This window comes from Streptomyces sp. NPDC043427, assembly GCF_056436655.1.
On the sequence record NZ_JBWKCC010000009.1, the window covers coordinates 177,764 to 191,506 of the forward strand.

General features: G+C 70.8%; 11 protein-coding genes. 5 read left to right on the forward strand and 6 right to left on the reverse strand.

Annotation, left to right across the window (positions count from 1 at the left end; translation table 11 throughout):
• The first annotated feature begins 7 nt into the window (after nt 1–7).
• The 5 genes from efeB (at nt 8) to AC067M_RS17960 (ending at nt 7,763) form a co-directional block, all read left to right on the forward strand.
• The gene (efeB, locus tag AC067M_RS17940; RefSeq protein ID WP_478697933.1) at nt 8–1,300 is read left to right on the forward strand and encodes an iron uptake transporter deferrochelatase/peroxidase subunit; all 1,293 of its coding nucleotides are present in this window, start codon (nt 8–10) and stop codon (nt 1,298–1,300) included.
• Nucleotides 1,301–1,528: 228 nt separating this feature from the next.
• A complete protein-coding gene (locus AC067M_RS17945) occupies nt 1,529–2,599 on the forward strand; it encodes a ferritin-like domain-containing protein (RefSeq protein ID WP_478697934.1) in 1,071 nt (356 codons plus the stop codon).
• On the forward strand, nt 2,568–3,710 hold the full coding sequence (locus tag AC067M_RS17950) for a 3-hydroxybutyryl-CoA dehydrogenase (RefSeq protein ID WP_478697935.1): 1,143 nt from the start codon (nt 2,568–2,570) through the stop codon (nt 3,708–3,710). The genes AC067M_RS17945 and AC067M_RS17950 overlap by 32 nt, the downstream gene beginning before the upstream one ends.
• Before the next feature lie 191 nt (nt 3,711–3,901).
• Complete coding sequence (locus AC067M_RS17955; protein ID WP_478697936.1) at nt 3,902–7,045, forward strand: glycoside hydrolase; 3,144 nt, start codon at nt 3,902–3,904, stop codon at nt 7,043–7,045.
• A gap of 196 nt (nt 7,046–7,241) precedes the next feature.
• The gene (locus AC067M_RS17960; RefSeq protein ID WP_478697937.1) at nt 7,242–7,763 is read left to right on the forward strand and encodes a MarR family winged helix-turn-helix transcriptional regulator; all 522 of its coding nucleotides are present in this window, start codon (nt 7,242–7,244) and stop codon (nt 7,761–7,763) included.
• On the opposite strand, the gene AC067M_RS17965 is transcribed toward AC067M_RS17960, so the two are convergent.
• The 6 genes from AC067M_RS17965 to AC067M_RS17990 form a co-directional block, all read right to left on the reverse strand.
• Entirely contained in the window at nt 7,703–9,493 is a 1,791-nt protein-coding gene (locus AC067M_RS17965) for a PP2C family protein-serine/threonine phosphatase (protein ID WP_478697938.1), read from the reverse strand. The two genes, AC067M_RS17960 and AC067M_RS17965, sit on opposite strands and share 61 nt — an antisense overlap.
• A complete protein-coding gene (locus AC067M_RS17970) occupies nt 9,477–10,559 on the reverse strand; it encodes a SpoIIE family protein phosphatase (protein WP_478697939.1) in 1,083 nt (360 codons plus the stop codon). The genes AC067M_RS17965 and AC067M_RS17970 overlap by 17 nt, the downstream gene beginning before the upstream one ends.
• Nucleotides 10,556–11,002, reverse strand: coding sequence for an anti-sigma regulatory factor (locus AC067M_RS17975; RefSeq protein WP_478697940.1), 447 nt, complete (start codon nt 11,000–11,002; stop codon nt 10,556–10,558). Before AC067M_RS17975 ends, AC067M_RS17970 begins: the two co-directional genes overlap by 4 nt.
• Nucleotides 11,002–11,409, reverse strand: coding sequence for an STAS domain-containing protein (locus tag AC067M_RS17980; protein WP_478697941.1), 408 nt, complete (start codon nt 11,407–11,409; stop codon nt 11,002–11,004). The genes AC067M_RS17975 and AC067M_RS17980 overlap by 1 nt, the downstream gene beginning before the upstream one ends.
• Nucleotides 11,406–12,299 (reverse strand): STAS domain-containing protein, encoded by an 894-nt coding sequence (locus tag AC067M_RS17985; protein WP_478697942.1) that lies wholly within the window; start codon nt 12,297–12,299, stop codon nt 11,406–11,408. The genes AC067M_RS17980 and AC067M_RS17985 overlap by 4 nt, the downstream gene beginning before the upstream one ends.
• Nucleotides 12,300–12,486: 187 nt before the next feature.
• Nucleotides 12,487–13,647 carry a PP2C family protein-serine/threonine phosphatase gene (locus AC067M_RS17990; protein WP_478697943.1) on the reverse strand — a complete coding sequence of 387 codons (1,161 nt, stop codon included), beginning with the start codon at nt 13,645–13,647 and terminating at the stop codon, nt 12,487–12,489.
• Nucleotides 13,648–13,743: the final 96 nt, after the last annotated feature.

Sequence of the window (13,743 nt, forward strand, 5' to 3'; positions counted from 1 at the left end):
CACCCCGATGCCGACCCAGCAACCGGGCCCCGCAGCCGGTCACGAGGGCGTCCGTCCCGCCGACCGCCGTACGTTCGTCAGGGCCGCCCTCGGTGTCGGCGCGGCCGGGGCGGCGATCGCCGGAGCGGGACTCGCGGGGGCGGAACTCACCGGCGGACGCGAAGCGGTGGCCGCGCAGGGCGGCGCCACGGATGACCGTGCCGTCCCCTTCCACGGCGTCCACCAGGCCGGGATCACCACCCCGGCGCCGCAGGCCGCCGCCTTCGTCTCCTTCGACGTGATCGCCGACGGCCGCGGGGAACTGACCGACCTGCTGCGCACCCTCACCGCTCGGGCCAGGTTCCTGACCGCGGGCGGCACCCCCGAGGACCTGGGCGTGGGCGCCCCGCCGTCCGACAGCGGCATCCTCGGCCCGGACGTCCCCGCCGACGGCCTGACCGTCACCGTGGGTCTGGGCGCCTCGGTGTTCGACGACCGTTACGGCCTCGCCTCCGCCAAGCCGCGGCACCTCGAGCCGATGCGCACCTTCCCCAACGACGACCTCGACGCGGCCGAGTGCCACGGTGACCTGTCCCTGCAGATCTGTGCGGGCCACTCCGACACCGTGCTGCACGCGCTGCGTGACATCGCGCGGCACACCCGGGGCGCTCTGCAGATCAGATGGCGCGTCGACGGTTTCCAGAACCCGTCCCGTCCCACGGGTGCGCAACGCAACCTGCTCGGCTTCAAGGACGGTATCGCCAACCCGGACACGTCGTCGGCCCGCGAGATGGACCGGCTGGTGTGGGTGACCGGGTCGGAAGGTGAGCCGTCGTGGGCGGCGGGAGGTACGTACCAGGTGATCCGTCTGATCCGGATGCGGGTGGAGTTCTGGGACCGGGTCTCGCTGACCGAGCAGGAGAAGATGATCGGCCGACGCCGCGACACAGGGGCCCCGCTCGACGGCGCCCTCGAGACCGACACGCCCCACTACGCCAAGGACCCGCACGGCAACGCCATCCCGCTCGACGCCCACATCCGCCTCGCCAACCCGCGCACCGCCACGACGGACGGCTCGCGCATTCTGCGGCGCGGCTACAACTACGACCGGGGCGTCGACAAGGTCGGCGACCTGGACATGGGGCTGGTGTTCTGCTCCTACCAGCAGGACGTGGTCCGCCAGTTCGAGGCCACCCAGGAACGCCTGATCGACGAGCCTCTCGTGGACTACATCACCCCCACGGGAGGCGGCTACTTCTTCACCCTGCCCGGCGTCCGCGACCGCTCCGACTGGCTCGGTCGCTCCCTGCTGCGGGGCTGATCCGCGTCTGCTCCGCGCTGTGACCTGACTTGGTGTGCGGCAACGGCCATGACGACGACCGAGGTCAGGACGACAGCCGAAGTGCGCCCGATACGTGCACGTCGTAGGCTCGGAATTGCCGGAGATGTGCGTCGAAGCGTGTGACCTGTCCGGCCCCCGACGCCCGGCCCTCTTTCCGCCCATCGTTCTTCTGGTCGCGCAGGACCACTGCGGGGAAGTGACCTCCTTATGACGGCACTCGTCGACTATCAGAGCAACCGAATCGTCGAATTGATGGACGAGCGTGACGATCAGCGTGGGCCCGAGTGGCTGAAGGAGGCGCTGCAGCAGGCCGTCATGCTGGAACTGGCCACGCTTCCGCCGTATTTGTGCGCCCTGTGGTCCATTGAGGACCAGGAGTCGGACGTGGCCATGGCCATACGCCGGATCGTCTTCGACGAGATGTCGCATCTGGGGCTCGCCGGGAATCTGTTGACCACCATCGGCGGAGACCCCCGTCTCGCTGACGACAGGACGGTGCCGAAGTATCCCGGCCCGCTGCCCGGGGGTGTACGCCCGGAACTGACGGTCTTCCTGAGCGGGCTGACCAAGGACTCCTTGGATCTGTACTCCCGGATCGAAGAACCCGATGACCCGGTCGCGGTGGACAGGAGCGCGCGCACGTCCATCGGGGCCTTCTACACTGCGATCCAGGAGGTCTTCGGGCGTCATCCGGAGCTGATCACCGGTGCCCGACAGATACGCCGGTTGATGGCGGCGGTCCACGGCGAGGGCAACGACGTAGTGGAGCTCACTTCACTGGTCGACGTCGAGAAGGCCATCGGCATCATCAAGGAACAAGGCGAGGGCACGGCCGCGTCACCGGAGAATCCCCACCCCGGTGAACAGGGCGAACTGGCCCACTTCTATGTCTTCCGGGAACTCTTCCACGGCCGCAAGCTGATCAGAACCTCGCAGGACCCTGACCGGTGGGAGTTCGTCGGGGACGACATACCGATGCCGTCCGCCCTTGCCATGGGGACGGTCCCGGCAGGCGGCTGGGAAGCGGGAGGCCTGCCCGCACCGGACCCTGATACCGAGAATCTGCTGAATGACGTCAACCACGGGTACAGCGAGATGCTTCGGCTCCTTGAGCAGGCCTGGCAGGCCACTACGTCGGCCACGGCACAAAGCCGGCTCTCAGCAGCGGTGACCAGGATGCGTCTCCTCGTCGACCCCGCCCAGCTCCTGATGCAGCGCGCCCTGCCCGACGGCAGTGGCAAGACCTATGGACCGGAATTCAGGTACACGGATCCCTGAAGTCGTTCCTGGCGGTCTCGGGGGTGAGCTCCTGTCCGGCCCAGATGCATGTGCCGTCGGCGCCGTAGTCCTGGTCCGGCGCTGTCGTCAGCACGGAGCCCGACCGTGCCCGCAAGCCCGCGTCAACGGCGTACCCACGCATCTTTGTGCGCGAAAGACGCACCTTCGCCGCAGGTCAGAAGGGGTGTGGCCGAACTACGCTCACCGTCGTGGCGGCCGCTGGGACCGCCGTCGAAGGGAGGCGCCCATGACCGCCGTCAAGCACGTGGGGATCGTCGGCGCCGGGCAGATGGGCCGGGGCATCGCCGAGGTCTGTGCCCGTGCGGGACTGTCCGTGACGTTGTGCGACACGACCGAGGACAGGGCCCGCGCCGGTCTGGCCGGTGTCGCGGACTCGCTGCTCAGGGCGGAGAAGAAGGGAACGCTCACCTGCGAGGAGCGCGCGCACGCCCTCGCGGGTATCTCGGTGGCCGCCGATCTGTCCCGGCTGGCCGGAGCGGACCTGGTCGTCGAGGCCGCCGTGGAGGACGAGCAGGCCAAGACGGAGCTGTTCAGGCGGTTGGACGAGGTGGTGGAGCAACCCGACGCCGTACTGGCCAGCAACACCTCCTCGATCCCCATCGCCCGCCTCGCCGCCGCGACCCGGCGCCCCCAGTCGGTGCTCGGCCTGCACTTCTTCAACCCCGTGCCCGTCATGCCGCTGGTCGAGGTGATCCCCTCGCTGCACACCTCCGAGGCGACGCAACAGCGGGTGCGTGCCTTCGCGAGTGAGGCCTTGGGGAAGCGGACGATCGTCGCGGAGGACCGCGCCGGTTTCGTGGTGAACTCCCTGCTGGTGCCGTATCTCCTCGCGGCCGTGCGGATGGTCGCCTCAGGCACGGCGACGGCCGAGGACATCGACACGGGGATGACGGCCGGCTGCGCCCACCCCATGGGCCCGTTGCGACTGGCCGACCTCATCGGCCTCGACACCGTGGCGGCGATCGGGGACGCGCTGTACCAGGAGTACAAGGAGCCGCTGTACGCCCCGCCGCCCCTGCTGCGCCGCATGGTCGAGTCGGGAGTGCTGGGCCGCAAGTCGGGCCGGGGGTTCTTCGACTACGCGGCCTGAGGGAGGCCTTCGCGGAGTCCTCTGGAGCCGGTTCAAAGCCTGTGCACTGTCTTGACGTGTCCATTTTCGTCGTCAAGCATGCTCTGAGCTCGATTGCTTCTGGTCGATTCTGTTCGCCTCAGGCCGTGGAAGGAAGTGCCTTGTCCCACCGACATCGCTTGGTCCGAGCGTTGGTGCCGACCGTTCCCCTGATGCTGGGCGCGGGTCTCGTCGTCCCACCCGCCGTGGCCGCCACGGCCGCGGACTCGCCGCCGAACGCGGTCACGGTGCGGATCGATCCGTCGTACCAACAGCAGGAGTTCGAGGGATGGGGCACGAGCCTCGTCTGGTTCGCCAACGCCACGGGCCGCTATCCGGAACCCATCCGAAGACGGCTCGTGGACATGCTGTTCGGCGAAGACGGGCTCGCCCTCACCATCGCGCGCTACAACATCGGCGGTGGCAACGCGCCCGACGTCCGCAAGGACTACATGAAGGCGGGCGCCACCATGGACGGCTTCTGGAAAGCCCCCGCCGGGACCACCCGGCAGGACATGGACTGGTGGGACCCGAACAACCCGGACCACTGGGACTGGAACGCCGACGCGGGCCAGCGCTGGTGGGTGGACCAGATCAAGAAGAAGGTCACCCGCTGGGAGGCGTTCAGCAACTCGCCGCCCTGGTTCCAGACCGTCAGCGGCTATGTCTCCGGCGGCTTCGACGCCTCCACGGACCAGATCCGCACGGACCGCGTCGACGACTTCGCCACCTACCTCGTGCGTGTGACCGACCAGTTGGAGAAGGCGCACGGCATCAAGTTCGACACCATCGACCCCCTCAACGAGCCCAACACCCCCTACTGGGGTACGCAGATCGGCGCGGACGGCCGGCCCACGGGCGGTCGCCAGGAAGGCGCGCACGCCGGTCCCGAACTCCAGCAGAAGGTGGTCCTCGCCCTCGACAAGGCCCTCCAGGGAGCGAAAACCGACGCCGGGATCTCCGCGATGGACGAGACGAACCCCGGCATCTTCACCCAGAACTGGAACGCCTACGGCGCTCCCGCCCGAGCCGCCGTCGAGCAGCTCAACGTGCACACCTACGGCACGGGCATGCGCACCAGCGCACGCGACATCGCCAAGGGCGCGGACAACAAGCTGTGGATGAGCGAGGTCGAGGGCACCTGGGGTACGGGCACCGACTTCACCAGCATGGAACCGGGGCTCGGGATCGCCACCCGCATGGTCGACGACATGCGTGAACTGGAGCCCTCCGCCTGGGTGTTCTGGCAGCCCGTGGAGGACTCGATCCCCCAGGCGGCGGCCGGCAAGAACTGGGGCAGCATCCACGTTCCGTTCAACTGCACGGCCCAGGACACTCTGGAGACCTGCCCGATCCGGGCCAACACCAAGTTCCACACCATCCGGAACTTCACCCACTACATCCGCCCCGGCGACCACTTCACCAAGGTCGACGACCCCTCCAGCGTCGCCGCGGTGCGCAAGTCCGGCCGCGCGGCGACCGTGGTGCACGTCAACAGCGGTACGTCCGCGCGTTCCGTGACCCTCGACCTGTCACGCTTCGGCAGGGTCGCGCGGGGCGCCATGGTGACGCCCGTGGTGACGAGCGCCGACGGTGCCCTGGTACGGGGCACGCCCGTCCGGGTGACCGACCGCGAGGCCACCCTCTCGGTTCCCGCGAAGTCGGTCACGACCTTCCTGGTCGACGGCGTCAGCGGAGTGGCCGAGGACGCCGCCCTCGTCCAGCCCGGCCATGTCTACCGGCTTCAAGGCGCCCAGAGCGGGAAGTCCCTCACGCCGTCGGAGGACGGCAGCGGTGTCGTCATCCGTACGACCGACGCGGGCAGCGCGCGCCAGCTGTGGTCCGTCAGGAAGCTGACCCGGGGCACCGGCAACCGCGAGCGCTACGCCCTCACCAGCGCCGCCACCGGTAAACGGCTGGCTGTGCGCGACAACCAGGCCGTTCTGGAGGCCCCGGGCGGCGGCAGGGCCGACGAAGCGGCGCAGTGGGTCATGTCGACGACCGGCGACGGCACCTGGACGTTCGTCAACGCCGCCACCGGCCGCCTCATCGACGTCACCGGTCAGTCGTCCGCGGACGGCGCCGAGGTGTCGACGTCCACCCCGACCTCCGCGGGGAACCAGCGCTGGTCCGTGAGCGACGAGACGGTGCTGCGCACCGAGAAGGTCGACGCGTTCACGGTCCCGGGCCTGCCGCCGAAGCTGCCGGAGACGGTGACGCCGGTGTTCCGGGACGGTGCTCGCGGTTCCCTGCCCGTGGCATGGACTCTGCCGTCGGACCGCAAGTGGCGCGATCCCGGGACGGTTCGCGTCAAGGGGCGGGCCACGGACTCCCTGGGGCGGAGGATCCCGGCGGAAGCGCTCGTCACCGTCGACACGATCGCCTCCACCGTCCCCGGCCGGGCCAAGACGTACGTGGGCGGGAAGCCGGAGCTTCCGACCACGGTCGCCGGGATCGGCAGGCACGGCGGCAGGGCCGACCTGCCGGTGACCTGGGCGCCGGCACCCGACGGGGCGTTCGACACGACGGGCGTCGTAACGCTGCTCGGTGTCGCACACGTCGGGGACGGCACCACCGTCGACGCGGCCGTACGGGTCCAGGTCACCGAGTCCGCGGAGACCAACATCGCGCCCGACGAGGGCGTCTCGGTCGACGCCACGTTCACCGAGAGCGGGTACTCCGCGGAGCGCCTGCGCAACGGCGACCTGTCCGAGAAGGCGTGGTCCAACTGGAAGCCGGGGAACACCAAGAACCCCTCGGACACCGTCACCTTCACCCTGCCGGCGGCACGTGACCTGAACCGGGTCGTGGCGCACTTCTACCGCGACGGGAGCACGGCCTCGTTTCCCGCGAGCCTGAAGGTGCAGGCGCGGGCGGCCGACGGCGGCACGTGGGTGGACGCGAGCGACACCGTCGAGGTCGGGACGGAGGGGGCACCCGTCGTCGACGTGCCGGTGACGGCGGAAGGGCCGGCGACGGGGGCGCGTGTGGTCATGACCGCGCGTCCGGGCGGCTACATCACCATGGGCGAGATCGAGGTGTACGCCAGGACACCGGGCACCTCTTCGGACGCGGCCGCCGCCTCGATCGAGGTGGCCGGGGTCCCAGTCGCCTCCTTCGACCCCGAGACGACGACGTACCGGGTCGCCGTCGACGACCCGCGCCGCGGCGCGGTCACGGCGACGGCCCGCGACCCCTATGCGACGGTCACGGTCGCCAGGACGACGGACGGCCGCAAGAACCTGGCCGTCGTGTCCGTGACCAGCGAGGACGGGTCGCAGACGCGGAAGTACCGGGTCGAACTCGTGCGCCGCTGAGGGGTCCGGGAGGGGAGCGTCCGCGGGACGACTCCCCTCCCCGCCACCCCACAGCGGTGATCTCCGTCGCAAATCGCCCCACGGGCTCTCGAATTTCGCACACATCACGGGTCGCTTGCTGGTCGGCTCATCGGGTACAGCGTTTGAATGAAGGTGACACTCTTAACCCCTGGAGTTTGCTGAAAGTGATGTGTTCGTGACTCATCTCGGCGATCCCCGCGATGACCAGGTGAGGGGTTCGGGCGACGGCCCGGAGGCCGTCGCCCTGGAGATGGCGGATGCCGTGGAGAGCCTGACGAACCTGTGGACCCTGGCCGCCCAGCAGGCGGCTCTACGGCTTTCCCAGCACCAGCTGCGTGCCCTGCGGGCCCTGGAGTCGTCGCCGGGACTGAATCTGACGGCCCTGGCGGAACGGTTGGAGACCGGGCTGCCCACCGCCAGCCGGCTGTGCGACCGGCTGGAGGCGGCGGGTCTGCTGGAGCGGGCGCTGCATCCCGAGCGGCGTCGCGAGGTGCGGCTGGCTCTCACCCCGCACGGCCACCACGTGCTCGACGACATCGCCGAGCGACGGGCGCAGGCGTTGGCAACGGCGTTGGCGCGGATGGGGTCCGCCGAGCGGGCTGCGCTGCGTCACGGAATGCGGGCGTTCCTCGCGGCTCAGGACGGCGGTGGGCCACCGCCCGCCGCGGGTTCCGCGGGCTTGGTCGATGGGGAGTGAGGCACACCGGCCGGCTCGGGTACCGGGGTGGTGTGGCAGAGCAGCAGGCAGACGTCGTCGTCCCGTTCGGATCCGTGCAGCATGGGTTTGAGCAGGGACTCGGCGGACGCGTCCAGATCCTGCTCCAACTCGGTGGTGCCCAGCGAGCCGAGGGTGTGGGCGAGTCGGTCGATGCCGGGGTCGATGCCGTCGGACCGCCGCTCGACGAGGCCGTCGGTGTAGAGGGCCACGGTCGAGCCGGACGAGAGGAAGAGGGCGTGGTCCTCGTATTCGTAGGGGACGGGGACGCCCAGCATGATTCCCGGTTTGGCGTCCAGGACCCGCACCGTGCCGTCGGGGGCCCGCACCACCAGGGGCGGATGCCCGGCGGCGGCCCAGAGAACCTCGGGGTCGCCGGGCCGGAAGCGGGCGATGACGGCGGTCGCGTACAACTCGGGCTGCTGGTGGCAGAGCATGTGGTGCAGACGGGTGAGGATCCGGCCGGGACTGTCGCCCTCGACGGCGTACGCCCGTAGCGCGGTGCGCAGTTGCCCCATCATGACGGCCGCGTGCAGCCCGTGCCCCGTGACGTCCCCTATGACGGCGAGCAGGCTTCCGTCAGGCTGTGTGAAGGCGTCGTACCAGTCGCCGCCGATGTTGAGGCCGCGGGTGGCAGGCAGATAGCGGGCGGCCAGGAGCAGGCCCTCGACGGTGGGCAGGTCCGTGAGCTGGGCGCGCTGGAGGGCTTCGGCGGTGTCCCGGTGCTGTTCGTAGCGGCGGGCGTTCTCGAGGGCGATGGCGGTGCGGCGGGCCAGCTCGATCAGCATGACCGAGGCGTCGGGGTCGAAGCGGGGGCCGGGCGCGGTCAGGGTGAGGACGCCCAGCATCCGGTGGGCGGTGAGCGGGATGCACAGCAGCGGCCGTTTCGGGGAGAGGACCGAGGCCGGCAGGTCGTCGACGCCGGGCAGGTCGCCGGGGTGGGCGGCGGCGTGCTGGGGGCGTCCGGTGCGGGCGGCGGTCACCGTGGCGGCGGGGCGGCCGCCGCCCCCGGGGGTGGGCTCGTCGTCGAAGAGCCAGACGTCGACGTGGTCGGCGTACTCGGGGACGAGGAGTTCGGGCAGTCGGTGCAGGATGGCCTCTCGGTCGAGCGAGGCGGTCACGGCGGCGCTGGCGTCGGCGAGGAAGGTCAGCAGGCTGCGTGCGCTCTCCGCCTGGGTGCGGGCGGCCCGTTCGGCGTCGAGCAGTTCGCGCTCGGCCAGTGCCGCGGCGTCGAGTTCGGCGTGCAGGGCCAGTACACCCTGGTTGGTCTGGTGCAGTTCGTCGCGGTGGACGCGGAGCAGTTCCTCCGTCTCGTCCAGTCTGTCCAGTACGGCCGCGGTGTCCTCGTCGGCGGCCAGGAGGCCGTCGGCGAGCTCCGCGTGGTCCGGTCCTGCCGTGGGCGACGGCAGTGGCCGGCGACAGGCGAGCGTGAACTCCGTGGCGGGTGGGCGCCGCTGGGAGTGGCCGATGGGCCGCAGGGTGACGTTCAGCTGCCCGTCGGTGTCCGCGGTGGGCTGGTCGAGGGTGAGGGTCAGCTCCCAGGTGCCTCCCTGGCCGAGGCAGCGCCGCATTCCCGCGGTGAGGGCGGTCAGGAAGCGTGCGCGTTCGAGCACCGGTACGTCGGCGTCGGCCGTGAGGAGGGCGACGGTCGTCCGGGCGAGGGCCGCGTCGGCGGCCGAGCTGATCTTCCAGGTGTCAGGGGCGGCGGTCATGGGCACGGATCCGGCGGTCGGGGACGAGTACGGCCACGCTGGTGTCGTCGCGCAGGGGGCGGGCGGCGCTGCTGGCGTCCCGCAGGATGGCCGCGGCCACCACGGCGGGAGTGTGGGTGAGGAGCTCCGGTTCGTCGGGGGGTGTCCAGCGGCTGGGCAGGCCGTCGCTGTGCAGCACGAGCAGTGCCTCGGCCGACCACGGCAGCTGGGTCACGGGGACTGTGGCCGGGAAGTGCGCGCCGACGATCCCGGGGCGCGAGACGAGCGAACGCCAACGACCCGCGGTGTGCAGGCGCGCCCCGATGTTGCCGACGCCGGCGAAGCGGAGCTGTTCGGCCGGCACGTCCACCTGTGCCACGGCGACGGCCGCGCCCCGGGTGGGCCGCAGGGCGGTGTGCAGGCGGCGCAGGATGTCGGTGGGCGACAGGTGTGCGACGCGGCGCAGCTCCTCCACGGCGGTGTCGGAGGCGTGGGCGGCCTTGGCGCCGTGGCCGAGGCCGTCGGCGAGCATGAGGGTGACGAGGCTGTCGGTGCGTACCCAGCCCCAGGCGTCCCCGGAGTGGGCGTCCCGGGCGAGGGGGAGGTTGACCCCGCCCGCCCGGGGGGCGTCCGGGGGCTGGTGCCGCGCCGAGGGCCGGGGGGCGGGCTCGTGGTCGATGCGGGCCACCGCGACGGTCCCCCGGCCTCGGACGCTGTGCAGGTCGAAGTCGTTCGATATGCGCCGGCAGGTGCCCAGGCCCGCGCCGAGGGAGGCGTCGACGGTGCTGTAGCCGTCACTCATGGCCGCGGTGACGTCGGCGATGCCCGGGCCGTGGTCGAGCGAGAGGACCTGCACCGATGACCTGCGAGGTTCGGCGGCGGGGGTCGGGCTCTCGACGAGCTCGATCACGACACGGCCGCCGTCGGCGTGTTTGACGAGGTTGGTCGCCAACTCGGTGCCCACCAGGGCGGCGACGTCGGCGCGGCGCGGGTCGAGGCGGGCCTGGGCACAGGCCGCCTCGACCGCCACGCGCACGTCGCGCACCCGCGTGGAGTCGTGGACCGGGATGTCCCACACACGGCTCATCGCGGCTCCGGACGGGAGGCGGGGACCACGCCGGCCCAGGCGACGACGGTCACGGTGGTGCCCCGCCCGGGCTCGGTGTGGACGGCGAACTCCTGGACGAGCCGCTTGGCTCCGCCGAGCCCCAGGCCGAGGCCGCCACCGGAGGTGTAGCCCTCGGTCATCGCCAGGTCGAGGTCGCGGATGCCGGGGCCGTTGTCGGTGAACGTCAGCCGCAGTCCGCGCCGTGGCCCGTTGTTCAGGGGGGTGATGTCCACCTGCCCGCCGCCGCCGTGAACGAGGGTGTTGCGGGCCAGTTCGCTGGCCGCGGTGACCAGTTTGGTCTGCTGCACGAGGCTGAAACCGAGGTCGCCTGCGGTCTGTCGCACCTCCTGCCGCACCCACGCCAGATCGGTGTCGGAGCAGATCGGCAGGCTGGTCGTGGCGGTGGGGCGGGAGGCCGTCATCAGGGACCCCCCTCGAAGGCGGGTGGGATGGTCGGCGTCGTCTCCTTGAGGAGCTCCAGGGCGCGTTCGACGTCCAGGGCGGTGACCAGTCCGGGCAGGGTGAGCCCCAGCTCGACCAGGGTGATCGCCACGGCGGGACGCATGCCGGCCAGCACGGTGCGCGCCGCCAGCAGACTGGTGACGGAGGCGATCTCCGCGAGGACGCGGCCCAGGAAGGAGTCGACGATCTCCACACCGGAGATGTCGATCACCAGACCGGTGACACCGCTCTGCGAGATGCGCTCGGTGATGTCCTGTTGCAGCTGCTCGGCCATCCCGTCGTGCAACTCGCCCTGCAGGGTCACCAGCAGGACGTCCCCCAGCGTCAGGACCGGGACGGGGGTGCTTCGACCGAAGGAAGTGCTCACCGCAGGCCCGCACCCGTCGTCGGGCGGGGCGACACCTCGATGCCCTGCTGACCGAGCGCGTAGGCCAAGGCGTCGGACAGCGAGGCGCGGGTCAGCACGGATCCCAGGTCGATGCCGAGTTGGACGATGGTCTGCGCGATCGCGGGACGGATGCCGGAGACGATGCACTCGGCGCCCATGAGCCGGGCCGCGGCCACCGTCTTCATCAGGTGCTGGGCGACGAGCGAGTCGACCGTGGGCACTCCGGTGATGTCGAGGATGGCGTACCGGGCCCGCTCGGCGACGATGGCGTCCAGCAGACTCTCCATCACCACCTGGCTGCGCGCGCTGTCCAGGGTGCCGATCAGCGGTACGGCGACAGTGCCCTCCCACAACTTGATGACAGGCGTGGCGGCTTCGAGGAGTTGCTGCTCCTGTCGCTCGATGAGCTCCTGACCGGCGCTGAGTGTCGTCTCCATCACCACCAGGCGCAGGGTGCCCATCAGCAGGTTCAGGGCCAGCACGCACTCCTGGGCCTGCTCCTGTGACGGGTCGGTGAACTCGCCGCGCAGCAGCTCCGTGATCGACACACGCAGGCCGGCGACCTCGTCCGCGATCTGGGAGGGGCTCGATCCCGTACGGGTCCGCGAGGCGGCCATCCGTCCCAACTGGTCGCGCGCCCTGTCGAATCCGGGCGCCGTGATGTCCTCCAGGCGCCCCGCGACGGCCACGTCGGTCAGGGCGTCCACCACGGCCTTGCAGGCCTCCACCGCCTCGTCGCGGGCGACGGTGAAGACCGTGCGGAACAACGCCGCGTCCGCCCAGCGCTGGGCGATCTGCTCCCGGCGCCTCTCAAGGAAGGCGGCCACCTGCTGTTCCGTCGGCTCGTGGGCCGTGTCCTGTTCCGGCACCTGTTCCGTCTCCCTCCGCACTTGCTTCGTACTGTCGGCTGGTGGGGCCCGCCGCTTGGCAGTCCTCAGGTGATTGTTGCCGTATGACAAACATTAACGCCCGGGCTCCTGGGCGAACAACACGTGGTCGTCGGTCCTGGTCGGACTTTGCGAACCCCCGGGCGGGCTTGCGCGATCGCCGTCCGGGTCATCGTCCGCGCCAGTCGAGACACACCACCAGGGCATCGTCGTCCGGGGCGGATCTGCCCCGGTGGCCGGTGAGTTCCCGCAGGATGGCCCGTGGAACCTCGGCGGCGGGCAGCAGACGGGTGGACGTGATCGCCCGGGCCAGGGCGGTGTCGCCGTAGGTCTCGCCGCCCGGGGAGGCGACCGAGTAGACCCCGTCGCTGACGAACACGAGTCGGTCGCCCGGCTCGGCCTGGAACTCCTGTGCCACATAGTCGGTCTCCTCGAACATGCCCAACGGGAGTTGGGCCTCGAAGGTGACGCGCTCCACCGTGCCATGCCGCAGCCGCAGAAGTCGCGGGGACCCGGCGTCCACGACCCGGGCCCGTCCCGTCGCGAGCTCGAAGTCGAGCATGAGGACGGAGAGGTAGCACCGGCCCCGGTAGTGGGCGTAGATCGCCTGGTCGGCCAGGGCGGCCTGGTCGGCGAGGGGGATGCCCGCGCGGCGGGCGTTGCGCAGGGCGTTGATGGCCAGGTTCGTCAGCAGGGAGGCCTCTATGCCCTCACCCATGCCGTTGGTGACGTAGAGGGTGAGCCGGTCGGCCGTGGCGGACCAGTCGAAGTTGTCGCCGAAGATCGCGTACGCGGGCTCCAGTTGGGCGCCGAGTTCGTACTCGGCGCGAGTGCTGGCGCGGCCCGGCAGCAGTTGCCACTGCATCTCTGCGGCCAGCGTGAGCCGGTCCTTGCGCCGCGCCTGCAGGTAGACGTCGGTGTCGCGCTCGGCCACGAACACCTCGTGGCCCAGTACCTGTGCGATCTGCGCCAGTTCGTCCAGGCAGTCGCGCGGTTCGCTCTGCCCGGGCAGGGTCACCGACAGCACGCCGAGCCGGTCGCCGCGCACGGACACGGGCAGGTGGGCGCGCACCTTGCCGTCACGCCGGGGCTCCACGTACGGCTGCTGCGCGCCGAAGGCCCGGCCGGGCGGGCTGTTGTGCACGGACACCGACTCCAGCGTGTGCGGCAGCATCGACACCGGTTGCAGCACGGTCAGACCGTAGTCGGCCATGTAAAGCTCGACGGAGTCCGCCGTGTACTGCTCGGCCAGTACACGACGGACGGCGTCGAGCAACTCGTGGGGGGCCGCCGTACGCAGGGCACGCTCAGCGGCAACGAATCTCTTCACGATGAGGAAAACACCAATCCTTCGCCGGACACCTACGGGCTCGCTCACAAGACCGGCCCACTCGGCCATCTCGGTCGGCTCGCGCGCCTAGTACGC